At 37.3% G+C, this 22601-nt stretch carries 20 protein-coding genes and 2 pseudogenes; 7 read left to right on the top strand and 15 right to left on the bottom strand.

Going from position 1 to position 22601, the window contains the following annotated elements; all coding sequences use genetic code 11:
• Positions 1 to 12 precede the first annotated feature (12 nt).
• The 3 genes and pseudogenes from F960_RS22365 to tnpA form a co-directional block, all read right to left on the bottom strand.
• A pseudogene (locus tag F960_RS22365) lies at positions 13 to 195 on the bottom strand (IS66 family transposase); the annotation flags it as partial.
• Positions 196 to 269: 74 nt separating this feature from the next.
• On the bottom strand, positions 270 to 605 hold the full coding sequence (tnpB, locus tag F960_RS22360) for an IS66 family insertion sequence element accessory protein TnpB (protein ID WP_004863617.1): 336 nt from the start codon (positions 603 to 605) through the stop codon (positions 270 to 272).
• Positions 602 to 985, bottom strand: coding sequence for an IS66-like element accessory protein TnpA (gene tnpA / locus F960_RS10195; protein ID WP_004863613.1), 384 nt, complete (start codon positions 983 to 985; stop codon positions 602 to 604). The genes tnpB and tnpA overlap by 4 nt, the downstream gene beginning before the upstream one ends.
• Before the next feature lie 114 nt (positions 986 to 1099).
• Here tnpA and F960_RS10190 point away from each other — a divergent pair, with 114 nt between their 5' ends.
• Positions 1100 to 1318 carry a hypothetical protein gene (locus F960_RS10190; protein WP_004863610.1) on the top strand — a complete coding sequence of 73 codons (219 nt, stop codon included), beginning with the start codon at positions 1100 to 1102 and terminating at the stop codon, positions 1316 to 1318.
• A 117-nt stretch (positions 1319 to 1435) separates the two neighbouring features.
• Here the strand turns inward: F960_RS10190 and F960_RS10185 are convergent, their stop codons facing one another.
• The 4 genes from F960_RS10185 to F960_RS10170 are packed head-to-tail and all read right to left on the bottom strand — an operon-like array spanning position 1436 to position 8069.
• Positions 1436 to 4534: an HsdR family type I site-specific deoxyribonuclease gene (locus tag F960_RS10185; RefSeq protein WP_004863608.1), complete on the bottom strand. Its 3099-nt coding sequence runs from the start codon at positions 4532 to 4534 to the stop codon at positions 1436 to 1438.
• A gap of 57 nt (positions 4535 to 4591) precedes the next feature.
• Entirely contained in the window at positions 4592 to 5152 is a 561-nt protein-coding gene (locus tag F960_RS10180) for a RelA/SpoT-related domain-containing protein (protein ID WP_004863605.1), read from the bottom strand.
• Between the two features lie 26 nt (positions 5153 to 5178).
• Positions 5179 to 6519 (bottom strand): restriction endonuclease subunit S, encoded by a 1341-nt coding sequence (locus F960_RS10175; protein ID WP_004863600.1) that lies wholly within the window; start codon positions 6517 to 6519, stop codon positions 5179 to 5181.
• The gene (locus tag F960_RS10170) at positions 6516 to 8069 is read right to left on the bottom strand and encodes a type I restriction-modification system subunit M (RefSeq protein WP_004863599.1); all 1554 of its coding nucleotides are present in this window, start codon (positions 8067 to 8069) and stop codon (positions 6516 to 6518) included. The genes F960_RS10175 and F960_RS10170 overlap by 4 nt, the downstream gene beginning before the upstream one ends.
• Before the next feature lie 352 nt (positions 8070 to 8421).
• On the opposite strand from F960_RS10170, the gene F960_RS21830 reads away from it, so the two are divergent.
• Both F960_RS21830 and F960_RS10165 read left to right on the top strand, forming a co-directional pair.
• Entirely contained in the window at positions 8422 to 8589 is a 168-nt protein-coding gene (locus F960_RS21830; protein ID WP_004863595.1) for a YhfG family protein, read from the top strand.
• Between the two features lie 12 nt (positions 8590 to 8601).
• A complete protein-coding gene (locus F960_RS10165; protein WP_004863592.1) occupies positions 8602 to 9198 on the top strand; it encodes a putative adenosine monophosphate-protein transferase Fic in 597 nt (198 codons plus the stop codon).
• Positions 9199 to 9297: 99 nt separating this feature from the next.
• On the opposite strand, the gene F960_RS10160 is transcribed toward F960_RS10165, so the two are convergent.
• From F960_RS10160 to F960_RS10145, 4 genes are all read right to left on the bottom strand, one after another.
• Positions 9298 to 10194 (bottom strand): recombination directionality factor, encoded by an 897-nt coding sequence (locus F960_RS10160; protein ID WP_004863589.1) that lies wholly within the window; start codon positions 10192 to 10194, stop codon positions 9298 to 9300.
• 128 nt (positions 10195 to 10322) lie between these two features.
• Positions 10323 to 11366 (bottom strand): YqaJ viral recombinase family nuclease, encoded by a 1044-nt coding sequence (locus F960_RS10155; RefSeq protein WP_004863587.1) that lies wholly within the window; start codon positions 11364 to 11366, stop codon positions 10323 to 10325.
• Between the two features lie 141 nt (positions 11367 to 11507).
• Entirely contained in the window at positions 11508 to 12554 is a 1047-nt protein-coding gene (locus F960_RS10150; protein ID WP_004863585.1) for a DUF932 domain-containing protein, read from the bottom strand.
• Positions 12555 to 12569: 15 nt separating this feature from the next.
• Positions 12570 to 12971 (bottom strand): hypothetical protein, encoded by a 402-nt coding sequence (locus F960_RS10145; RefSeq protein WP_004863582.1) that lies wholly within the window; start codon positions 12969 to 12971, stop codon positions 12570 to 12572.
• Positions 12972 to 13220: 249 nt separating this feature from the next.
• Here F960_RS10145 and F960_RS10140 point away from each other — a divergent pair, with 249 nt between their 5' ends.
• A complete protein-coding gene (locus tag F960_RS10140; RefSeq protein WP_004863577.1) occupies positions 13221 to 13814 on the top strand; it encodes a DUF805 domain-containing protein in 594 nt (197 codons plus the stop codon).
• Between the two features lie 420 nt (positions 13815 to 14234).
• Here the strand turns inward: F960_RS10140 and F960_RS10135 are convergent, their stop codons facing one another.
• The 4 genes from F960_RS10135 to F960_RS10120 all read right to left on the bottom strand — a co-directional run bounded on the left by F960_RS10135 (position 14235) and on the right by F960_RS10120 (position 20643).
• The gene (locus F960_RS10135) at positions 14235 to 15938 is read right to left on the bottom strand and encodes a LeoA/HP0731 family dynamin-like GTPase (RefSeq protein ID WP_004863573.1); all 1704 of its coding nucleotides are present in this window, start codon (positions 15936 to 15938) and stop codon (positions 14235 to 14237) included.
• The gene (locus F960_RS10130) at positions 15939 to 18314 is read right to left on the bottom strand and encodes a GTPase (RefSeq protein WP_004863569.1); all 2376 of its coding nucleotides are present in this window, start codon (positions 18312 to 18314) and stop codon (positions 15939 to 15941) included.
• 221 nt (positions 18315 to 18535) lie between these two features.
• On the bottom strand, positions 18536 to 19678 hold the full coding sequence (locus F960_RS10125; protein ID WP_004863567.1) for a GTPase: 1143 nt from the start codon (positions 19676 to 19678) through the stop codon (positions 18536 to 18538).
• A 65-nt stretch (positions 19679 to 19743) separates the two neighbouring features.
• Positions 19744 to 20643 (bottom strand): helix-turn-helix transcriptional regulator, encoded by a 900-nt coding sequence (locus tag F960_RS10120; protein WP_004863565.1) that lies wholly within the window; start codon positions 20641 to 20643, stop codon positions 19744 to 19746.
• 286 nt (positions 20644 to 20929) lie between these two features.
• Between F960_RS10120 and F960_RS10115 the strand changes: the two genes are divergently transcribed.
• The 3 genes and pseudogenes from F960_RS10115 (at position 20930) to F960_RS22970 (ending at position 22527) form a co-directional block, all read left to right on the top strand.
• Positions 20930 to 21184, top strand: coding sequence for a hypothetical protein (locus tag F960_RS10115; RefSeq protein ID WP_004863562.1), 255 nt, complete (start codon positions 20930 to 20932; stop codon positions 21182 to 21184).
• 125 nt (positions 21185 to 21309) lie between these two features.
• Positions 21310 to 22155 carry a hypothetical protein gene (locus tag F960_RS10110; RefSeq protein WP_004863559.1) on the top strand — a complete coding sequence of 282 codons (846 nt, stop codon included), beginning with the start codon at positions 21310 to 21312 and terminating at the stop codon, positions 22153 to 22155.
• Positions 22156 to 22327: 172 nt separating this feature from the next.
• Positions 22328 to 22527, top strand: a pseudogene (locus F960_RS22970) (hypothetical protein).
• Positions 22528 to 22601 lie beyond the last annotated feature (74 nt).

The following is a 22601-nucleotide window of genomic DNA, read 5'->3' as shown; positions in this document are numbered from 1 at the left end:
AGCCTTCAAGAATAGCTTTGTGCAACAAAGCCGATTGAGAATAGAAAGATGCTGAACTTTGGCATCCAATTGCTGGTTTGATTTTTCTAATTCTTGATTTGATTGTGCCAGAGACTGATGCTGCATCGCCAACTGCAGGGTAAATTCCAGCAGTTGTTCATGGGTCAGTTGGCTTAAGTCAGGCAGTGTATTCATGACCGCAGTATGCCTGAGGTCATGACGCAGAGGAAATAGAACGTTTGGAGAATAGTAGAATGTAGCAGCCTAGTTTAGAGCATTGTGACCACTTGCTGTCGTCCAATGCTCTGCCAGGGCAAACCCTGAATGAGTGCCTGTAACTGTTCTGGACTGAGGGCTACGCTTTCACCCTGGTGAATCTGAGCCCTGTGAAATTTACCCTGTTCCAGCCGCCGGGCACACAGCCAGATGCCCAGTCCATCATGTACCAGCACTTTCATGCGATGGCCACGTTTATTACAGAACAGGTAAGCACAATGCGGTTTGATGTAGCCAAAGGCTCTCACCACCTGAGCCATGGCAGTATCCATTCCTGCACGCATGTCCATGGGCTGAGTAGACAACCAGATTTCATCAATGCGGATCATGTTGCAAGTGCCTTGAGTAATTCTGCTAAAGCAGATATTTCTGATACTTGCCATTTCAAGCCAATTTCTGCTTTTGAGTTGGGTAAAGTAATTTGAACTTTTAACATGTCAGTAGGAGTAGGATCTAATGGTGCAGAGCAAGATAAGGCAATAAATGCAGGTTTATTCGGTAGTGGTGAGCGATCACTCCCTGGCTTAGCATCAATTAAGCGAATCCATTTGGATACAAGATTTGTATTCAATCCATGTTGCAACGCGACTGAAGCAATTGAAACGTCCGGTGCTTTACAAGCCTGAACGATCTGCTGTTTAAATTCAGGACTGTATGTTCTTCGTTTTTTCGCAAGAGATGCGATGGATGTCTGATTATTTGTAGTCATAAATTTAAGTCCCCACTTGTTTCTAAGTGGGGACTAAATTAAGGCTTATAGGATGAATTCATAAGGTGTGTTCAGCGGACGCTTACGCCTAATCTACTTAAAAATACGATCAAGATGTTGCTTGAACAAGGAGGATTCGATAAAGCTAATATTATTGATAAATTTGGTCTAAAAAAACATTTAGAACAGTTAGCGGGATTACCTAAAGGCTTCCTAGATGATGATTTTGGTCAAATAATTAATATGAAGCCCACAACCATCAAATTGAATCAACTTGAAAGTTCAACGCAATCAAGCAAATCTTCGGAGATCATTAAATTCTCACGAAACTAAAAATCCCCCCTGTTAAATCAGGGGGGTATTTTATCCATAAAAGGTAGCGAGAATTTTTATATATTCCCCATATAAACAACTGATAAATTAGAAATTTTAAGCTCTTGATATATCATGTTAAATACTCCCTCCAACCCCTTTAAACTTTTCAACCAGCGCTGCTATTTTTTGAAAAATGCTCTGCTTTTTGGTTAAGTATTGTGGGTTTAATGGACTCATTTTAGGCAGAATAGCATTGAGCTCAGTGCCATTATCACTGGCAAATTCCCGTTTCAGCGAGGTCGCAATATAACGTCTCGCTGCATCTTCATTCAACTTCTCATCATCGATCAACTCTTTTACTTCACGCTGTTGCTCTACTTGAGCAAAAGTAAAAAAAGCATCTATCACACTGGCCTTATCACCAATCTGATCTAAATCAGTTTGATTAATAAAATCGACCAACAAACTTTCTTTGGCACGATTGCCAATGCTGGCACGAATCACGCGACGTACATCTTCAACCAGTGAGGCTTTATCCTTCACTTTTTTATTGTTCTCAAAAATTAGCTCTAGAATGTAATCTAAATTGATTTCTTGTGATTTGAGCAAGTCCACTTCAAAAACCACATCATTCCAATCAATGCTTGATTTTTCTTTTTGTTCTGCCGACTTCTCCCGACGTATCCAGTCACGGATATCGTTATAAGTAGATCGGTAATCTTGAATTTTCCGCTCAGCAGGCATTTGGATGCTTTGTAGCGCAGTCAGGCTCTCATCACTTAAGTAATACTTATTCTTGAATGCTTCCACTGCCTCAGAGTCATTCATATCCACGGTTTGTAGTTCTTTTAAACTGGCATATTCATCATAGTTTTGCAGCACATTTTCGACACGCAAATATTCACCAAAGAGTTTCGCAAAAGCTTTCTTGTCTGATTCTTTGAAAATTGCATCAGGATTTGGAAAGCGCTGCTCTAATTCTGTTACCACATCTACAAAGCCCCGACGTGCTTCACCTGTAACAACATCTGTAAAGCCTTGCATGTATTCCGTGTAACTTTTTTCGAGCACCACGTTTTTAGTATTTGTATCACCAAACAAGGTAATCGCATCAATGGTTGCTTGCTCTAAATCACGGAAGGTAACGATATTGCCAAAGGTTTTAGTCGCATTATAAATACGGTTGGTACGTGAATAAGCCTGCATCAAACCGTGATAACGTAAGTTTTTATCAACAAACAATGTATTCAATGTTGGTGCATCAAAACCAGTTAAAAACATACCGACCACAATGAGCAAGTCTATTTCTTTAGCTTTTACTTGTTTGGCTAAATCACGATAATAATTTTGAAAACCCTTACTATCCACACTAAAGTTAGTTTTAAACAAACTGTTATAGTCAACAATTGCCGCATTTAAAAACTCTTTTGCGCTGCTGTTCATGGCTGAGACATCAAAACTTTCATCTTGAATATCACCTACAGCATCTTGTTCTTCATTGGCTGCAAAGGAAAATATCGTGGCAATTTTTAACGGTTTATCATTATTTTTCTGTAAGTCATTCAACGATTCATAATACAGCTTTGCTGCCTCTACACTGCTAACGGCAAACATCGCATTAAAACCTTTACTGCTTGCTTGCAGGCGGTGAGTTTTCTGGCGGAAATTATTCAGGATGTACTGGCTAATCTGACGAATACGATCAGGATGCAATAAGGCTTGTTTGTTTTCCGCTGCTGTGAGCTTTTTCTCATCCTGTTCAGTTTCAATCGCTTTAAATTGTGGACGTACATCGTTGTAATCCACTTTAAACTTCAGCACTTTTTCATCACGGATTGCATCAGTGATAACATAAGCATGTAGTTCACGACCAAACACGCTCGCCGTGGTTTCGGCACTCAGCGCATTTTGCGGAAAAATGGGCGTGCCTGTAAAACCAAACTGATAGTACTTTTTAAACTTCTTTTTCAGATTCTTCTGCGCTTCACCAAACTGGCTACGGTGACATTCATCAAAAATAAATACCACTTGCTTATTATAAATTGGCAAGTCAGCTTCACTTTTCATCAGATTGTTTAGCTTTTGGATGGTAGTGACAATAATTTTATTATCATCTTTATACAGATTTGCTTTTAAACCTGCGGTACTGTCCGAACCATTGACGCTATCAGGCGAAAAACGTTGGTATTCTTTCATGGTCTGATAATCGAGATCTTTACGATCCACCACAAAAAAAACCTTCTCAATAAAATCTAGCTCAGTTGCCAAACGTGCGGCTTTGAAGCTTGTTAAAGTTTTACCTGAGCCTGTGGTATGCCAAATAAAACCGCCACTTTCCGTTTTGCTCCAGCTTTTCGCCTGATACGAACTTTTGACTTTCCACAAAATGCGTTCAGTTGCAGCAATTTGGTAAGGGCGCATCACCAATAAAGTATCACTGACATCAAACACTGAGTAATGCAACAGCACATTCAGTAAAGTATTTTTTTGAAAGAAAGTCGCAGTAAAATCTTTTAAATCTTTAATCAAACTGTTATCTGCTTTCGCCCAGTTCATGGTGAAATCAAATGTGTTTTTATTACGTGCTGTAGTATTGGCAAAATAACGGCTATCGGTGCCATTGGAAATCACAAACAACTGTAGGTACTTATACAAGGAGTTTTCACTATTAAAGCTTTCCTTACTATAACGGTGTACCTGATTAAAGGCTTCACGAATGGCAATGCCCCGTTTTTTGAGTTCGATCTGCACCAATGGTAAGCCATTGACCAAAATGGTGACATCGTAACGGTTTGCATGACTGCCTTTTTGTTCAAACTGTTTAATCACCTGCACTTTATTACGAGCTATGTTCTTTTTATCTAGCAGATAGATGTTTTGAATACGTCCATCGTCAAAGACAAAATCATGAATATAATCATCATGAATTTTGCGGGTTTTATCTATAATACTGTCGCTTGGTCTATCCAAATAAGTTTCAACAAAACGCAACCATTCACCATCTAAAAACTGTACGCCATTCAATACTTGCAGTTGCTCACGTACATTGACTAGCATTGCTTGAGCATTGTTTAAAGCAGGTAGATATTCATAACCTTGATTAACCAAGTCTTGAATCAGCTCTCGCTCTAAATCCCCTTCGCTTTGGTAGCTGTCCACCGCTTGCCATTCTTTGCAATATTTGTCTAAGACAATAAAATTATTGGTTTCAGCAATCGGTTTATAGTTGATCATGGTTTTGATTCCACAGATTTTTTATCAAGTAAAATAGTTCAAAGTAATTGTTAGTTTTTAGATAAAGTTGCGTTTAAATTTTTCATGATTTTCAATATTGCTTTGAATATCATCATGATTCCAGATTTGCAATTCCCAAGGAAAATAAAAATTACTTCTGTTTTTAAAGTAAATATGTAAACCTCGATAGCCTTCTTTGTCCCGCAAATACCAGTTTTTAAGGTTTAGTTCATCTTGCCAGTCATCTAGCAAATCCATCACGCTGTTGATTTCTTCAGTCGTTAAAATAATACGTGCACCAAAAATATCATTTAGCCAATTGTTTACAGGGTATTGGTCTTCACGAGCAGAATAGCGCTGGATTTTGTCATCAATACTTTCACGGGTTTTGACACGATAAAAATATTTGATGTCTATATCCGCGGTCATCAGATAATCATTGATGCTCTCATGCAAAGTTAAGCGATATTTATAAATATGCGAAACAGGCACATGTCGAATGGTTTTAGACAAGTTAATTTTCTCAATTTTTCCTTGTTCAAAATAATCCTTGGAAAAATGATGATGCAAGCGATTAATTTCACCGATGAGTTGTTTAACTTGACTAATTTTATCCATGTTTTACTCCGCAGATGTCAATGCACTTAGGCTGATGATTGAGGAAAACTTAACAGTAAATCACGATAATACTCGTACTGCTTTTGACGCAGTTCAATTTCACGCGGTAAACCTTCGGTAAGAGAGTTAGCCAAAGCATCAAAATTATCAAGAATAGATACTATACGCTGTTGCTCGGCTAAAGATTTATTAGCATCGTCAGGATGTGGAATAGGTAATTTAACTTGTTTAAGGGCATTGGCATTAAATTGTGGCTGCCCTCCGCCTGAAACTAATTTATTAGCTTGATCCCAAAATAAGTCACTTTGTGCAAAATGCCAATAATATTTTGGATTAACGATTTTCTCATCAAAGCTTAATTTAATTAAAAATCCTGCATAAACTGCAGGATACTCCTCCTCAAAAATCATTGTTTTGCCGAAAGTTGCACCTGTTCTAGCCATGAGTAAATCATTTTTCTTTAGAAAATATTTTTCATTTTCGTCAGAAATATTCACATACTTTGGTTCTTCTTGTATCAGTTTACCATTTGCATTTATGTCTGTAATTCTCACGAAGCGGGCATCTCCAGAATCTTGAGCTTTCGCTGCATAGCCGTAGGTAAATTCACCAATATTCCCCAATGTCTTCCACTCAACCTCTATCCGCCGTCCGATCTCGTCCGATCTCGTCCGATCTCGTCCGATCTCGTCCGAAGACGATTGTGCTTCGCTCATATCAAATGTCAACAACTTATCTCTAAAATATTGATATTGTTGATTTCTTAGTTTAAGCTCCGCAGTCAGCTCCGCAGTCAGCTCCGCAGTCATAGCGGTAAATGCATCCAAGATTCGTACAATTTCAGCTTGAATTTCAAGGGATTTTTTTGGGTTATCTGGGCATGGGATGGGGATTTGAAATTTTCTAAAACCATCCATATCTACAGAGGCAAAACTTGACATCGTTGTATTTTTTTTACACCATTCTGCCAATAAAAAACAGTAGTAAAAAATAAACTTCATATCAAAAACTTTTACATAACTATCTTTCAAACTTAAATTGGTAAACCTTTGATTTGCTAAATATGGAACAGTAATTAATGCGTGTTCGCCAATCGTAGCCGATGTTGAAATTATGATGGAATTAGCGGGAAATAATTTCCCTCCTTTTACGGCTGTTTCCGAAATTTTTTGTAATGAGTCTCCAAGGATTTGACCATTCTCACGGATGTCATCCATCCTAAACCACGGAACAGAACCGTTTTCCCAAAATTCTTTTTTTGATGTCGATGGTGTATAGCCATTTTTCAAATGAAATATTTCTGAAACTGCTTTCCATTCAACCTGTGCTCCATTAAGTAGCTTTTGCATAAAATCTGTATTGTTCATGCCATGTCCTCACCTTCAATCTCCGCCACTATCGCATCAATCTCTTTACGAAGTTGGTCAATTTTAGCCACCGTCGTTTTTAGCTCAGCATTCAGTTGGACAATATCCACCTTTTCACGGGTGTCTTTAGCTTCCACATAACTACTAACAGATAGATTGTAATCGTTAGATTGAATCGCATCGAATGAGACAGATTGAGCAAAATGTTCGATATTGGCTTTGCTATCAAACACCTGCATAATTTTTTCAATGTGTGCATCAGTCAAAATATTGTTATTGGTTTCTTTTTTAAATAAGCCACTGGCATCAATAAACTGAGTTGTATTTTCGGTTTTATGCTTAGACAGCACCAAAATATTTACAGCAATGGTCGTGCCGTAAAATAAGTTCGATGCAAGTGAAATGACCGTTTCAACATAGTTGTTATCGACCAAATATTGACGAATTTTCTGCTCAGCACCACCACGGTAAAAAATCCCTGGGAAGCAAACAATCGCCGCACGACCTTTAGCAGACAAATAACTTAATGCATGCAACACAAAAGCAAAATCAGCTTTAGACTTGGGTGCAAGTACGCCTGCGGGAGCAAAGCGTTCATCATTGATTAAAGTGGGGTCATCCAAACCAATCCATTTCACCGAATACGGTGGATTAGACACAATCGCATCAAATGGCTTGTCATCACCAAAGTGTGGTTCTCTTAATGTGTCACCTAACTGGATATTAAACTTGTCGTAGTTAATGTTATGCAAAAACATGTTCATACGTGCAAGGTTGTAGGTGGTATGATTCAGCTCTTGTCCCCAAAAACCATCTTCAATAGTATGGGCATCAAAGTGTTTTTTGGCTTGTAAAAGCAAAGAACCTGAACCGCAAGCAGGGTCATAAATTTTATTGACCGTTGTTTGTTTATGCATGGCTAACTGAGCAATTAATTTAGATACATGCTGTGGCGTAAAGAACTCACCACCTGATTTACCTGCATTGGCAGCATAGTTAGAAATTAGAAACTCATACGCATCACCAAACAGGTCAATATGACTGGTATTAAAGTCACCAAAATCCAGCCCAGCTACGCCCTTGAGCACAGCAGCCAAACGGATATTTTTATCTTTAACGGTATTGCCCAAACGGTTGCTGGTGGTGTCAAAGTCAGCAAATAACCCTTTTATATCCTGCTCCGACGGATAGCCATTGGCTGAACTTTCAATACTAGCGAAAATGGCAGCTAAATCGGTATTCAGACTTTCGTTCGTATTAGCACCTTTGGCAATATTGCTAAATAATTGGCTTGGGTAGATGAAATACCCCTTAGTTTTAATCGCATCATCTTTGATCTCTGCCGTAATGACTTGATCAGAAAGTTCAGCATATTGAATGCTGTCGTCACCGCCTTCTATATAACTGGAAAAGTTTTCACTAATAAAGCGATAAAACAGCGTACCCAATACATATTGTTTAAAGTCCCAACCGTCCACTGCGCCACGGACATCGTTGGCAATCTGCCAAATTTGGCGTTGCAGTGCTGCGCGCTGTTGGGTACTGGTCATAGAAACATCCTAAAAAATCGTTGTTAAGAAAGTCTAGCTCGTGGGTTTTAAAACTTTACAGCTCAGCTTAATCCCCTAATGCACTTTCCTAAGTAAAACAACTTAAAAGAGTATGAGAGATTGTTCATATGTTAAAAAGCTGTAGATTCGAGCTGCATATGCGCTATTCAATCTCTTTCGTGTTGCGCATAAACAATGCAATAAAGTCTAAAATCGATAAGCAGAAGGAGTTTAGCAAAAAATAAAGTTTTTTAGCGAACTTCGGTGTTAAAAAGACATGATTTGTCGCACTGATGTATGGCTGGATTCTCTGCTATACTTATTTTAGTTGTTAAATTGATGGAGTCTCAAAATGCTTAAGACCACCGAACAGAAAAAAAAATATATTCAAGAGACGCGTTTGCAAAACTACCAAGCTAGTCTCAAACTCGAAGGGATGACCACACTAGGGAACCCAACCCAACTTAGCAAAGCACAAATTTTGCAAAAATATAAAAAGTATTCGCAAACTGACAGCTAATCGGATAGCACTATGGATAAATATGGGGAACTGGGGGACAGCCTATATTGCTACTCTGGTACAAGTATTTTAAAAAATAAACTCAATATCCATGATGAGCACATCTTAGAGCAAGCCGAACTTGAACTATCAGGTTTATCTAGTAGCTTAATTGACTATGCAGAACCACCATATAACCTACAATACTTACAAGCCATCCATACCCAGCTTTTTGGTGACTTGTATGAATGGGCAGGACAACTTCGACAAATTGATATTTCTAAAGGTGATACTCGCTTTTGTACATTTTCCCGTATTGAGATTGAAACAAAAAAACTGCTCAATTCACTTCAACAGCAAAATTACTTTCAATATCTAGAGTCGAAATATTTTATACCTAAACTTGCTGATTTATACTGCGAACTCAATGTCATCCATCCTTTCAGAGAAGGGAATGGACGTACCCAACGTATTTTCTTTGAACACCTCATAGCCTACTGTGGTTACGGCATTGATTGGTCTAAAATTAATTCCAAAGAATACTGGGTACAAGCAAATATTGAAGGTTTTTATGGTAATTTACAGCCATTAATTCAAATATTTGACTCATGCATCATCATGCCCGACTAAAAAATAAGGGAGCCAAAAGCTCCCATCAACTATTGACTTTCCAACTTAACCTCAATCCATTAAATGATTTCCCAAGCGGATCAGATCATCTAAATTCGATTAATTTACAGCCCTAACACTTTGCTGTAAGCCTTGCTGTATCTCATGTGCATGGCTGAGGTCATGCATTTGTTTCTGGCTTCGCTGTTCGGTATTCTCTGCATAAAACTCTTCCACTACATCCAGACCCTCCTCAGCATTCAATTCAAATTGCGCATTTACATAACCCTGTAAAGCCACTTGATCTAAAGCATGTTGATTAAAACCAGACAGCTTACTTTTCTGATCAATCTCCTTAGCTATTTGAATTGCCTCTTGCAAATGAATGCCCTCACGGAGTGTTAAGTCCACGTAATAGACAGGGGTTCGATAGCTCTGTGTCGTAGACTTTCCTCGAAGGGTTAATTGCAAAGGTAAACATGACAGCAATCCATTCGATGCTGCATGGTAGTAACTAAGTCTTGCCGCCAAGGTACGAATGCTGTTAAAGCCTGTCGTTCTAAAAACAAAAGTACCAAACTCATCTGACTCATCGAGATTCACGTACAGCCGACCATAAGGCTTACATAACCCACCTTGTGCCAATGGGCATAAATCAGGGGATGGACAGGGATGATGTTCAACCCCTTGGTTGGTCAAGCGTTGACAAGTTTCCCCATTGCCAACACATACGGGACGTCCAGTTTGGCGATCAAATAAGCTATATTCAGCACGTAAATTAAGCTCAGGATCATTGAAGATCATCCGTACTGGAATCGTTCTGAGTTTCTGATTCTGCGAGTTGGCTCGAAGCTGCTCATCCAGTGGATGTTTAACCCAGCCATCCTTGTTTTGAATCTGACTAGTGATGGTGAATTGGTCATCCTTTTCGGGCAGACGTTTACCGTTCTTTTCGACCACTTTACCAATACTGATACGTCCAAGTATTGGCGGTGTAATGGCTAAACCTTTGATCATGATGCTTTCCTCTTTTGAGTAAAATAAAAAGGGCATAAAAAATCCCATGCGCAGAGGCATGGGATTTTTAAGTTTGTTTGATGTTTTAATATTAAGTGGTTAAACGTTTTGCTTAGGCTAAACTTGTTTCAATCGTCATTGCTATAGATGTTGAAACGCCGTGAACCTATTTTACTTTGTGGAAATTGATTTAGATATTCAGGGTACTGTTTCAGTAAGGCCTTGCTATCTAAACTGATTGAGTCTTTTGACTTTTTCCACGTGACGGAGCCTGCTTTAAAGGTTGCCCGTTCAGCCTTCTGCATCTTAGCTTGCAATTGATGTTTCAGCAGATCAAACTGCTCCTGATGCTTGTCAATTTGATGACGTGCTTGAATCAATTGTTCAAACTGTTGATTGGCTTGCTCATCCCCTGATAAGTCTGCGGTACTGAGTGGCACATGTTCCGGATAAAGCAGTTGCAAAGCTTTGGCTGCCGATTCACTGGCATCGGCTTCAGGTGGGGTATCCTTTTCTACGCATTCCCAAAAGTAGCATTCGGCATTGACGATATGCTGTATCACCGATTCACTGCGGGTGACTTTAAAAATACGGGTTTCATGTCCACAGATCAGCACACAAATGTGCGCTGCCTTTTTTCCTGTGACTGCCAATTGATGTTGTACCTGACACAACACGTATAACGGCACACCATCTCGCCATAGCTTAGCCCCATATTCCCCTGCGGTTTTACACTCCAAAATCTGTACATCGGCATCACCGACCACGGAGTAATCCAAATTAGCCAACATGAAATGCTTGTCTGGATCAGGATGCTGTAATACTGCATTGACCCGACGCACTTTGTAATTAGTATGCATACTGTAGTATTCCGCTACCAAGGGTTCTAATTGCTTACCCCAATACAGAGGTGCATGGCCTTCGCTGTCATCTTCAATGTTTTGTTGAATCCGACCTGTCTTAATCATCCATAGTTCCAGCATCGACATATAGGGATTGAGTCCACAAGCAGCAGCACAGTCACTGCTACCAATGCCCTTGCGTCTGACTTCCAGCCATTCGGCTTGAGTCATATTTTTAGTCTCTACGAAGCGTTTTGCGGTAAACAGCTTTGGACGGCCGGCATGGATATGTGGTGGTACATTGTTTGAGTGAATCACTGCTGAGTTCATAACGATTTCCTGTAATTGTTAAATTTTGGACATAAAAAAAGCCACATCTGGAGATGTGGCAAAGAGGTATTTGGATTCAAGGAGATTTTAGGATCGTATTGATCTGATAGGTTACCTTAGATCCCAAATCTGAATCTAAACTTAAACAATCAAGCGTAATGCTTGTTCGAGCCCACGTTGCTTAAGCCCTGCACCTGCACCAAACCATGCAGAATCGAGACGATGGTCCTGACTCATGGCACGACGTTCATGATCACAAAATTCAGTAATAGAACACAGTAAGCCATATGCGGTATCTTTCGCTGAACTGAGTTCTGCCCCACGTCCATGACCGTTAAACATGGTCATAACTTTGGACATTGCACGCCCATTGGGTTCAGTCTTATTGTCAGCTTTAGCTACTTGATTAGCTTGGGTAGCGACATTACGATAGAACTGAATAATACCCTCATCCTGTTCCGCCATGCTTAGGCTAGTGTTATTAAACACTGCATCGAAATAGGCTGCTGCTTCTTGTTGGGTCACTTTACGTTGACTGAGTTGTTTCATTTCATACATGTGTTCCTCCCATGCACGGACTGAAATCCCCAGTTGCTGTTTGATCTTTTGCGCATCAAATTTGGTACTGTGTGGAACTTTGACCACACCTGCGCTGCTGTTCTGTCCTTTTAAAGCAATCGCTAAGGTATTGTTACATACTACTCGAATACTGGTGAATTGTGCTGTAGTCGCTAGAGTCCCATCACACGCGGTAGCCAAGAGAATATAACCATTACTGACATCTTTGCCTTTTAAAGTAGAAGTCTGCCCTGTTCTAGCTAAAGCCCAGAATTTTTTGCCGCCTTTCAGTACACCTGCGGTTTCCAACTCAAAGCCTGATTGTTCAGTCAAATCACGATAAAACTCCAATATCTCTATAGGTTGTACTTCTTGATAACGTTGACTGACCACGGACAACGGAGCATGCGTATCAGAACGATAAAGTACTCTCTGTTCTTCATAAGGCATGATGATGCTTTGTCCACGATCATTTTTAGCCATATAGCTGACATCTGAAGATTCGATACGCCAATCCATACCGGCCTGCTGTGCCCAAACATCAATAGGCTGATTTTGGGTCAGTTGGTTACCTAAGCCATGCCAAGGGGTTTGACCGACATAAGCCATTGTTTCTACTTGATGTGCCATTATTGTTTCTCCAGTTTATTTAAAGTAGCTATGTTGCTGTGCATTAAATCGTTGTTCACCTTGCTCAAATTTCATGGCAAAGCGGTACTCACATTCCAAACATTCATAGAGGGTATGTGGACGAGAGGACTCTTTTAGGGTTGGCTCTGCGATCTGTTCCTGCATGTGATTGAGAAAGCAAGCAGCACAACCTATAGCACCACCGACCAATGCACCAATCACATAGATCACTGGCTTTTGCCCTCGGATTAGACGAACACCAGATGCGCCCATCGCGGCATAATTCACAACGTACTGCATCAAGTTATGCATTGGTGGTTTAGGAAAAGTACTATTCGGTGGAGGGGTAAATGATGCTTCTTGTTGTATGGTTTCAATTTCATCACTGCCACACATGGGGCAACAGATTCTTGACATGGCGTTCTCCTAGTTTTTTCGGCATAAAAAAGAGCTTGCAAATATGCAAGCTCCATTCGTACTGAATTTAATATAATGATTACAAGATTGTTCTCATCTAGGTAATATGTATTTGAATTTTTTTTATTTGTTTTTTACTTACTGTTTAAAAACAATTTCTTATAACATGACATCACCTGTCATTCACCTCTCATAAACTCCACACAAGACATTCAATAATGATTAAAACATCATCACGATAGGGTATATATGAAAGGTACAATTCTTGATTTTTCAGTGCAAACTAATACAGGGATTATCTCTGGAGAAGATGCTAAGCGTTACCAGTTCATTGGTTCAGAATGGAAAGAAGCCACATCACCACAACGTGGTCAAATAGTCGACTACGACATTAATGAACAAGGACAGGCAATTGCAATTTACTTTGAGCTCAAAACAACTTTTACCCCCACTCAATACAATACCGAGCCATCATCTAAAAATGAAGATGTGTATAATCTCTTTGACTGGTTTATTAAATGCATAAAGAATTATGCAAATTTCAACGGACGTGCTAGACGAAAAGAATATTGGTTTTTTCGCTTGAGTATGCTTATAATTTCTATTTCCGCATCATTTATTGACGCCATTTTAGAAACTGAAATTTTATTTATTGGACTATTTATATTAGCTACATTCATTCCAGATCTAGCAGTTTCTGTACGTCGTTTGCATGATATTAACAAATCTGGTTGGTGGTATCTAATCACATTAATTCCAATTTTTGGTATTATTTTACTCATTATCTGGTTAGCAAAAGAAGGAGATCAACACAACAATATGTATGGTGAATCTCCAAAATAAATAGCTCATGATCATAGAACTTTTAAATCTATGATCACCTTTACCACAGACAAGGCTTTGTTACGCAAAGACTTAAAAGTTAAACCTAGCCTATTAGTGACAACTTGGGTATGGGGTCGACCTAGCTCACCAAGGGGGTCATTTTTACACTGCCGCTAACAAGCATACTATTGGGTCTGCGGATCGAACCAAATTGAAATATTTGCTCGCTGAATTAAAGCCTTATTGTAGGTCGACCAATTCGTTGTACGATAGATTTAAGATGCAGGCTTCTTCATTTGGAAATTATATTGTGGAGGAAGCCCTTAAGAACAGCTTTATGCAACAAAGCCTATTAAAAATAGTAGAATCTCCTTTTAAATTAGAAGGAGATTCTAAATAACACAGCATTATTTTTAAGGTAATTAGCAAAGATAAAGTCTATGAGATGCTTCTAAACTCACCTTCAATAACCCCCCCCTCTTTTCTCCAAGACACAAAAGATTTAGTCTTTGATTCATGATCCATATGCATCAATTTTATCTCTTCAACTTTATCTTTAAGTTCTTTGTAAATAGGGAAAAATTTTAAAATAAATTCATCTTTATCAATTAACTCTAAAATCTCTCTTTGCTGGTTTTGTAAATTCGCTACTAAACTCTTTCTTGCCAACTGAAACTCTTCTTGTTTCTTCGCCTGATTCCAAGTATCCCAAGCTTCTACAGCAATACCAATAAATGGTAATAATGTATTAATATTATTGGCAAGATTAATTGCACCATAGGGGTTAAACTTTAATGTATCCTTTAAATTTAAGCCAACAGACTTCCCCCCTTTAACTAAACCATCACGTGCAGCTAAAATAGTTGTATTATCCAATTTAATATTTTTCGCTAAATGATTAAGGCCTTTTTTAGTCAAGGACCCAACAGCGGTGTCAATATTATCAATTTCTGCGTTAAAATTAACTGCTTGTGTATTTAATGCAATATTGATTTGATTGGTTTCATTTTGAAAATATTCATTAATCTTACTTGAGATAATTGATCCCTTATCACCAACTTCCCTCACTACGAATTCACCAATTGTTTCTAGACTCGTACCTTGGACCTGCATTACTAAGTCTTGGAAATATCCATTAAAACTAGATTTTAAATTTGTTTTTGCATTGGCAATTTTTTTGGAAATTACATTCAGTGCACCAGTTTCAATTTCATAAACTTGATTAAGTTTTTCCATTTCCTTTGATAGCAGGGATTGTTGTTCTTCAATTTCAGGTAATTTCTTAATCAAAATATCACTAATAATGGACTTTCTCGTTTCTTCAATTAAACCAGTATAACCACCACTTTTTTTCACAATTTCACTAGTTGCATTTTGCAACAATTTGATATGAGACAATTGTTCAAACTCATCTCGATTTTCCATCCAATAATTAACACCTTCATCAAATGGATTTGCTGAAACTGCCACTATTTTTAAGTTATGGGTTTCCTGCATAGAAAGAGATAAGATCGAACTTAATCTTTCTTTAACATTTTGCTCTTTAATTTTAAATTTATCTTGGTAGTCTAATTCATCCTCTACATCTGCAACTTCATCAAAACGGCTAAGAACAAATACTGTTCGTGGAAGTAAGTTCAGATCTTTAAACAACCATTTTAAATCTTCAATATGACTTTCTTTGATCGGATTTTTAGAGTTCATGACATAAAGAACAATATGTGCTTCACTTACATATTTTTTTGTGATGTCTTTATATTTTTCAATCTCTTGGGCATCGGTGTTCACTTGCTCTTTATAACCATATAATCCTGGTGTATCAATGAGTTGATACTCTTCATCAATGTCATAAATTTTAACTGCATTTGATGATTCAGAAGCACTAATATTCATGGTTGCTGGGTCAATTTTACCTAACCATGCAGCAGCAATTGAGGTCTTTCCTTCAGAGAATCCACCTATAAGTGCAATTTTAAGTTTATCTCCTTGCAAAGTATTCAATGAGTTCTTTAACTTAGCTTTAATATCTGTTGATACATCTAAACCAAACTCTTGACCTTGTATAATAAAACCTTCTAATCTACTCAATAAGTTGATAACTTTAGCTTGATTATCTTGATGATTTTTTAAAGTTTCAGACATTTATTTGACCTCGTAAGCACTGCTAATATTATTTGATAACGTTTTAAACATTTTGATTGATTGATGCATATCTTCTACAAGCCCTGTGATTTGATCACTTGGTTCATTCAGCTTTTTCTTTAAATCCAATAACGATGGCTCAATTTTTTCTTCCACATCACTCAAGTTTTCTTTAGCAACTTTTTTAAGCTCTTTTACAATGTTTGATAAATTTTTATCAACACTTTTCTTTTGCTCAGATTTTTTAAAGTCTGAATCGAAAAAGCTCCAAATTGCTTTTGCAAAACTAAATAACAACCCCGCAGCCGTTAATGATATTGCAACCCAGCCGACTGGATTCCACGACATTGCAGCACCTACACCAATACCAACACCAAGCAGTCCCATTTTGTTGATACCATTATTGATATCAAATTTCAATGAAACATTACTATTCAAGCCTGTCACATCATCAGCTTTAAAGTTATTTTGAATACTGGCTAACCGTGAAGAAAGTTTCTGTAATTTTTCCTTTAAATTTTCATCAAACTGCACAGTTTCTTTTTTAAAACCAGTAATTAGATCTTTGCTCACTAATTCAAGATTGTTATCAATCTGTCGCTTCAGAATACCTTTAAACTCATCATTACTAATATCACTTTCAATCCGCTTATAGACTTCTTGACGAGTCTTACGCTCAAAATCTTGAATAATTTTTTTAATCATCGTTTTAAGGCTTTGCACTAGGTCCAAATATTCACTATCAATTTCTTGCTTAGTGACAGCCACTTGCTTATCAATATTCAGCTTTAGATCACTAAAGCCATTATGAATATTATTTAACTTCTCTACTGTTTGTTTTAGAACATAATTCGCTTTATTGAAGTTACTCGCCTTAATTTTATAAGGTACGTCTCCAATGACAGTTTGAGTTAAGTGGTTTTGAAATGCGCTCAGTCCTGACTTTTCCTTTAACTCATCTCGATCAGAATTATTTAAAAACTTGGCCTGATTACGATATTTTTCACCAAATGGCACCAAGCTATTGGCTACTGCATAAAATGCAGCAAGTCCAGCCACCACAGTATAATTCTTATAATGTTTATCTAATGCTGATTCCATCTGTTTATTCAGATCATTTAACGCACCTCTTTCATCATCATTGCTGATCAGTCCATTTTTTAATGATCTAGGCGATGTAACTGGTTTATTGTAAACAGTCCAAACTTCTGTCTGATCTGCTAGGTGCGTTTTTATTTTTTGAAGTGTGCCTTCATTTGGAGCTGCATCTTTACTTGTGACATAGAAAATAGCATGTGCTTTTTTAACGGCTTTAGAAATTTCGTTCTCAACTAGTTTTTCATCACCCTCAATTCCTGGTACATCGATTAATTTGACCTGTGTGCCATTAATATCAAATAAAAACTCTTTACTCTGTCGAGTGAAGTCACTGCGGCCATCTCCCATAATTTGACCATCTTCAAACTCTCTTAGCTTCTCCAACATTTTTTCAAATTGCTGTAACTGCTGTTCAACTGCTTTCTTTTCATTTTCTAATTGCAAAGTAATAGAGTTGATTGGTTTTTTGGTTGAATCAAATTCATCCTGTATCATTGTAAGATGCGATTTTTTCAACGCATATTCTTTTTCAATTTTTTGCGTTAATACTTTCAGCTCAGAATCTAATAGTGCTTTTTGTTTAATTAACTCTAATTCAATTAAACCAATTTTTTTTTCCTCTTCTAGGCGTTTAAAAATATAAATAATTTTTAACCACCATGACATATTTTGTTTTTTATATTGAACTGTCTCTTTTAAAGACACAATCTGAGTATTAAAAATTTCAAGCTTTTCGTCATTTAATAAAGATTGATTGGCAATCTGCTCATCATACTCATATTTAAGAGCATTAAGTATTTTTTGATAATCCTCTAATTTTTGAGTATATGTTTGATCAATCTCCTTTAATTTTTGATTATTTTCTAAAATTTTATGACTAATTTCATTATCTGCGTTTCTTAACTGTCCGTATGCTTCTTCATCTAATGAAAATTCATCTTTAAGCGCTTTGAATTTTTCTTGTATTTCATTTTTAGTTTTTTCAGCAAACAATAGACGTAACACCTCGATAAGTGTCGATTTACCCGCATTAGTTTCACCAAAAAAGGCTATTGTAAAGTAATCCCATTCGGAATTACGTTTCAGTTCATCTATCTTTCTTTCAACTTCTTTTTGCTGAAAGCTTAAAATTTGTTTAGATTCTTTTAGCTTTTCTCCCACTAAATTAGTATCTAAAACCTGCTCATTTTTGACAATTGCCGCAATCAAATCTGATATTTTCCCTTTTAAATCATCATAAATATTTTCAGGATGATTTAAATTAATATGACTACTCACCCACTATTCTCTCTATTGTACAATTAATAATTACCAATTGTATTTGTAATATGCTGAATCAAAAGCAGCCTTGACAAACCCACCACCTAAAAGAATTGATTTTTCTCATGCGATGGATTAGCCATAAAAGTCTACTCTCGATAAATGATCGCCTAATGATTTAGATTACCCTAGACTTTGATCACCTTAGAAATATGTGATTAAAATAGTTTAAGATTGCGTTATTTCACGAATTTTTTAATCAAATCCATAATCGCAGTCGCATCCCGACTTAAAATAATTCTAGCAATTTCTTTGGCACCAATATGATCGAGTAGTTTTTTGAACTTATTAAATTGTTCTTTCAACTCTGATTTGTCATCCAAGTTGTAGCCATTTTCATAAACCCAATTCACCGCACTAAGCATGGCTAAAGTCACAACTATGGCAACACCGGCCGCAGCAACATCTAGGATACCCGTTGGAGGTAAGAATGATTTCGCTATTAGGAATATGCTGGAACCAATACTTTGACTTGCAAAAAGTGGAATGATTGCCACAGCCGATTTTTTACTAAGTACTTCACCTGTATAGACATAGTGAATAGACATAATCGCTGCCGCTTGTGTCCCTGTAATATATAAAGCACTACCAGGAATAAAGGCTTCAACGCCAACAGCTGCCAAGGCACCATAGATAATTCGTCTTGCCAAAACAGACTTATGTTCCATTTCACGAGCGAGAATCAAGTCTTTCCCATATTGTTTCAAGAAGTCTAAAATTTTTTCTCTTAAACCATCTACACCACGAATATCGAGCTCAGTATCCTCATCACTATCAGGGTCATAACCGAAAGTACAAGTTTGGAAAATTTCTTCATTTTCAGTTAAGCCTAAAGCTTCTTGCCACTGAGCAACAACTTTCGGAATAGACGATTTTTGGCGGTCATATATATCAATTTTATTGAGAACGACAAACACCTGTTTAGAGTGCTCTTTTAACAAATCAAAATGTTGTTTTTGTGCGGTATCTGCCGAGCCAGAAACAACTAGAATTCCGATATCAATATCAAGCATTGCCTGACGGGTTTCAGCACTATTTTCATCAAGGATATCGCCTAATCCAGGGGAATCCATAATTTCGACATTTTTACTTAATGCAAATCTTTTAACTTTCGTTGTTACACCGGAGATAGCACCGACCGATGCCAAAACTTCTTTTCTAGTTTTATGGAACAATGCATTTAATAAAGAACTTTTACCAGCACTGACATTACCAACAACAGCAACAGTTACCTTTTTAGCTAAGTTTTGTTCAATATCTTCTAATTTCTTTTGCGTTTCTGCTTCTACATCATCAGAATTAAAACTTATGTTAGCGTTCATATATCACCTTACATGTAATTAATTTATTTCATCTTGATTTAGTTGATTAAAAACCAAATAAATTCTTAACTAAAATTCAAATAAACTTTCAATTCCCCTTCCAACGCCTCCTGCAATTCCACAGGATTCACAATTTTTACGTGCGGAATCCAATAACGAACCAACGGTAGAATTTGTTGATAATGGGTAATCTGACTAGAAACCAATAAACCACCATCTTCTAACTTTTTAATCACTTGCTGCTCTGGCAATAATGCTCGTTGCAAAAAGTGCATAGTAACTTCGGGATGAACAGTTAAAATTACTTCAGTTTTCTCTAACCCAAACCAAATACTGTCCTCATTGTCCAAATGCTTTAGTACATCTGCATCATGCTCAAAAAAAGAGTCCTGACAAAAACTAATATTGCTGATACGACTTAATCGATAAGTTTTGAGTTCACCTTGCTCTACAGCGGCCAAATACCAGCTTCCATGATGATGAATTACTCTGTATGGTTGAACATTTCTTATTGAATCTTTATAAAGAAATTTAATTTGCTTTCTTTGTTGTATGGCATCATTTAGCTTTTTAAAATGCTCGGTAAAAAGTGCTGTATCTTCAAATGTATAGCCCTTTGCTGCATACGTCTGAGGCATCTGTTGATTCAAAAGCCCCCGTAAAAAAGGAACATTCAATTTAGGATATAAATGCTGTACACCAGATAATTGAGCGAAATGAACAATATCCTGTACACCATAATTTCCAATAGTCATCGGGTTTAAATAAATCCGTTTGGTTTCTTCATCACGCACAATTGGTAAACTGGCAATTTCCAAACGTTCAAAATCACGCTGTATAGTCCGTGGATGCGTTTTAAATTCTTGAGCTAATTCCTGCACACTCAGTTTTTTCCCCGAATTTAATTTCACAATTATCTTGACTATCCGTTCTGCCAATCTTTCATGTGTTGAACCTGTTTCCATATTTACCCCGATATATTTCTACCCTTGCACTTTGTTAGAAATTTTTGGGATGACATTCAATCATTTTGAATATTAGAAAGTTACTAATGTCATCTTTTATATAAAAGTATCTAACATGTACGATTTTTACGTATTACTTTGACAGCTGGTGTCATTCCCCCCTCGTTTTTTTACTATTTTTTCAAATCAAATAACTGTTATTACATAAAAAAAACAGCATCAATTTATCCGCCTCACCTTTGTACTCAATTTGAGTAATTTAGTCAATGTATCATAAATAGATACAATGACTAAAAGCATCCACACAGATGAAATGATCGCGCTCAGAAACTGGCTAAAAAACCAGCGTAAAGCACAAAAAATAACTATGCGCACTTTAGCTGAGCGCATGGAAAGACCACATTTGTTTGTACAACGGGTCGAAGAAGGTGACCGTCGCCTAGATTTGGTTGAATATGTCTGGTATTGCTCTGCCTTAGGAATCAACCCTCAAACAGGACTAGATTTAGTTATAAAAGGTACGTCACTCACACACTCCTAAAATGATTTCCTCCTAATTTACTCAACCTACTAGACAGGTTATGTCTTAAATTAAATATTTTTTCACGACATCTCCTGTCCTCACCATTATTTATTCTTCGTTCATATCCAGTGGAATAGAAGAATATGCAAAAACAGTTATATCGATTTTTTATTATTTTCGGGTGTATCTTTACAACTACATTATCAGGATGCAAACCACCTGCTAACCTCACCGAGACACTAGCTGAAATAGCCATCAAAGCTGCTAATCATTTTTCTATTAAAATGTGGTCATCTACCATCGAAGCCAAATGGGATGAATACCAACGCAGTAAACTGCCATTTCAACTACAACAAGGTGAGACTTACGAAAAGATCGAAACAGAGCAACAGGAGTATTATGTTGCTCATCGTTTAAGTGGTGCGACCGAACATTATGCACTTAATGGTAAGTTACTGTGGTCGAGTGCCGAAAGCGAAACAGCATCACAAGATGAAGTACCACCTTTATCAGATTTGGAACCATCAAATGTGCAAAAACCTATGGATGGTGCTGTTACTCCAGAATTAAGTTTTCCAGATTTCTCTGCTCCAACTTACCGAAAATTTACTGATCCAGAACTACTACAACAGATTGATAATGAATACCATGTAGGTATGAATTTAAGTCATGACCCGATCAACTATGGATTAAACCCAATATCTTTAGCACCACCAAGTATAAAATCAATCTCAGTATTTATGAATACTCATGGTCCTGCATTTGTTAATCAGGCATTTGGACGACCTAATGTCACGGATGTTGCAATATTATTGGAGGGTTGGTTAGATTTATCCGACAATAAAGTACTTTATCGAACAGTTGTACACTCCGCACGCTATCAATGCACATGGTATCAAGCCATTGCTGACATTCAAACAAATAAAGTTATCTATGAAGAGTTTATGCCTTGTTTTGCACCGGGTGAAGAAAATTTAGATGCGATCTAAGTCATACTTGCCATAAGACTATCTCCCAAGAGTCTTATGGCTTTCTCTTAAACCATTATTTCATCCCAACCAAATCAGCCCCATTTCTTATCTCAACTTATCCCAAATCCGAATAATAATTTTTGAGTGAACTGCCTTATAATCTCACAACAATAAATTAAAGGATGATTCAGTGCTGCGGTTAAAGTATCTTGGTAGCCCGTTGTATGGACAAGAATATTCTCATCATCCACACAATAAATTCAACTTCATGACAAGCAAACCGGTAAACAAACGATCGACTTTACCCCACCTCAAGAATTCTTTGTGGCAGAAGCAATGTCTCCTCGTTTTGCTTATCATCTTGCACTACAGCTCATACAACAAGAGTAATATAAATCTTTCCCCATAAATTCACCCCACCTTTATTTTGGTGAGATGAACTTAGGCTTTTACTAATTCAACTT

The organism is Acinetobacter gerneri DSM 14967 = CIP 107464 = MTCC 9824 (assembly GCF_000368565.1).
GTDB lineage: Bacteria > Pseudomonadota > Gammaproteobacteria > Pseudomonadales > Moraxellaceae > Acinetobacter > Acinetobacter gerneri.
This window is presented reverse-complemented; position numbering and strand designations above follow the sequence as displayed.

Bases quoted from the DNA above. Each gene is read 5' to 3' on its own strand.
- tnpB (WP_004863617.1), bottom strand. From the start codon at position 605: ATGATCCGCATTGATGAAATCTGGTTGTCTACTCAGCCCATGGACATG.
- tnpA (WP_004863613.1), bottom strand. From the start codon at position 985: ATGACTACAAATAATCAGACATCCATCGCATCTCTTGCGAAAAAACGA.
- F960_RS10190 (WP_004863610.1), top strand. From the start codon at position 1,100: ATGTTGCTTGAACAAGGAGGATTCGATAAAGCTAATATTATTGATAAA.
- F960_RS10185 (WP_004863608.1), bottom strand. From the start codon at position 4,534: ATGATCAACTATAAACCGATTGCTGAAACCAATAATTTTATTGTCTTA.
- F960_RS10180 (WP_004863605.1), bottom strand. From the start codon at position 5,152: ATGGATAAAATTAGTCAAGTTAAACAACTCATCGGTGAAATTAATCGC.
- F960_RS10175 (WP_004863600.1), bottom strand. From the start codon at position 6,519: ATGAACAATACAGATTTTATGCAAAAGCTACTTAATGGAGCACAGGTT.
- F960_RS10170 (WP_004863599.1), bottom strand. From the start codon at position 8,069: ATGACCAGTACCCAACAGCGCGCAGCACTGCAACGCCAAATTTGGCAG.
- F960_RS21830 (WP_004863595.1), top strand. From the start codon at position 8,422: ATGCTTAAGACCACCGAACAGAAAAAAAAATATATTCAAGAGACGCGT.
- F960_RS10165 (WP_004863592.1), top strand. From the start codon at position 8,602: ATGGATAAATATGGGGAACTGGGGGACAGCCTATATTGCTACTCTGGT.
- F960_RS10160 (WP_004863589.1), bottom strand. From the start codon at position 10,194: ATGATCAAAGGTTTAGCCATTACACCGCCAATACTTGGACGTATCAGT.
- F960_RS10155 (WP_004863587.1), bottom strand. From the start codon at position 11,366: ATGAACTCAGCAGTGATTCACTCAAACAATGTACCACCACATATCCAT.
- F960_RS10150 (WP_004863585.1), bottom strand. From the start codon at position 12,554: ATGGCACATCAAGTAGAAACAATGGCTTATGTCGGTCAAACCCCTTGG.
- F960_RS10145 (WP_004863582.1), bottom strand. From the start codon at position 12,971: ATGTCAAGAATCTGTTGCCCCATGTGTGGCAGTGATGAAATTGAAACC.
- F960_RS10140 (WP_004863577.1), top strand. From the start codon at position 13,221: ATGAAAGGTACAATTCTTGATTTTTCAGTGCAAACTAATACAGGGATT.
- F960_RS10135 (WP_004863573.1), bottom strand. From the start codon at position 15,938: ATGTCTGAAACTTTAAAAAATCATCAAGATAATCAAGCTAAAGTTATC.
- F960_RS10125 (WP_004863567.1), bottom strand. From the start codon at position 19,678: ATGAACGCTAACATAAGTTTTAATTCTGATGATGTAGAAGCAGAAACG.
- F960_RS10120 (WP_004863565.1), bottom strand. From the start codon at position 20,643: ATGGAAACAGGTTCAACACATGAAAGATTGGCAGAACGGATAGTCAAG.
- F960_RS10115 (WP_004863562.1), top strand. From the start codon at position 20,930: ATGACTAAAAGCATCCACACAGATGAAATGATCGCGCTCAGAAACTGG.
- F960_RS10110 (WP_004863559.1), top strand. From the start codon at position 21,310: ATGCAAAAACAGTTATATCGATTTTTTATTATTTTCGGGTGTATCTTT.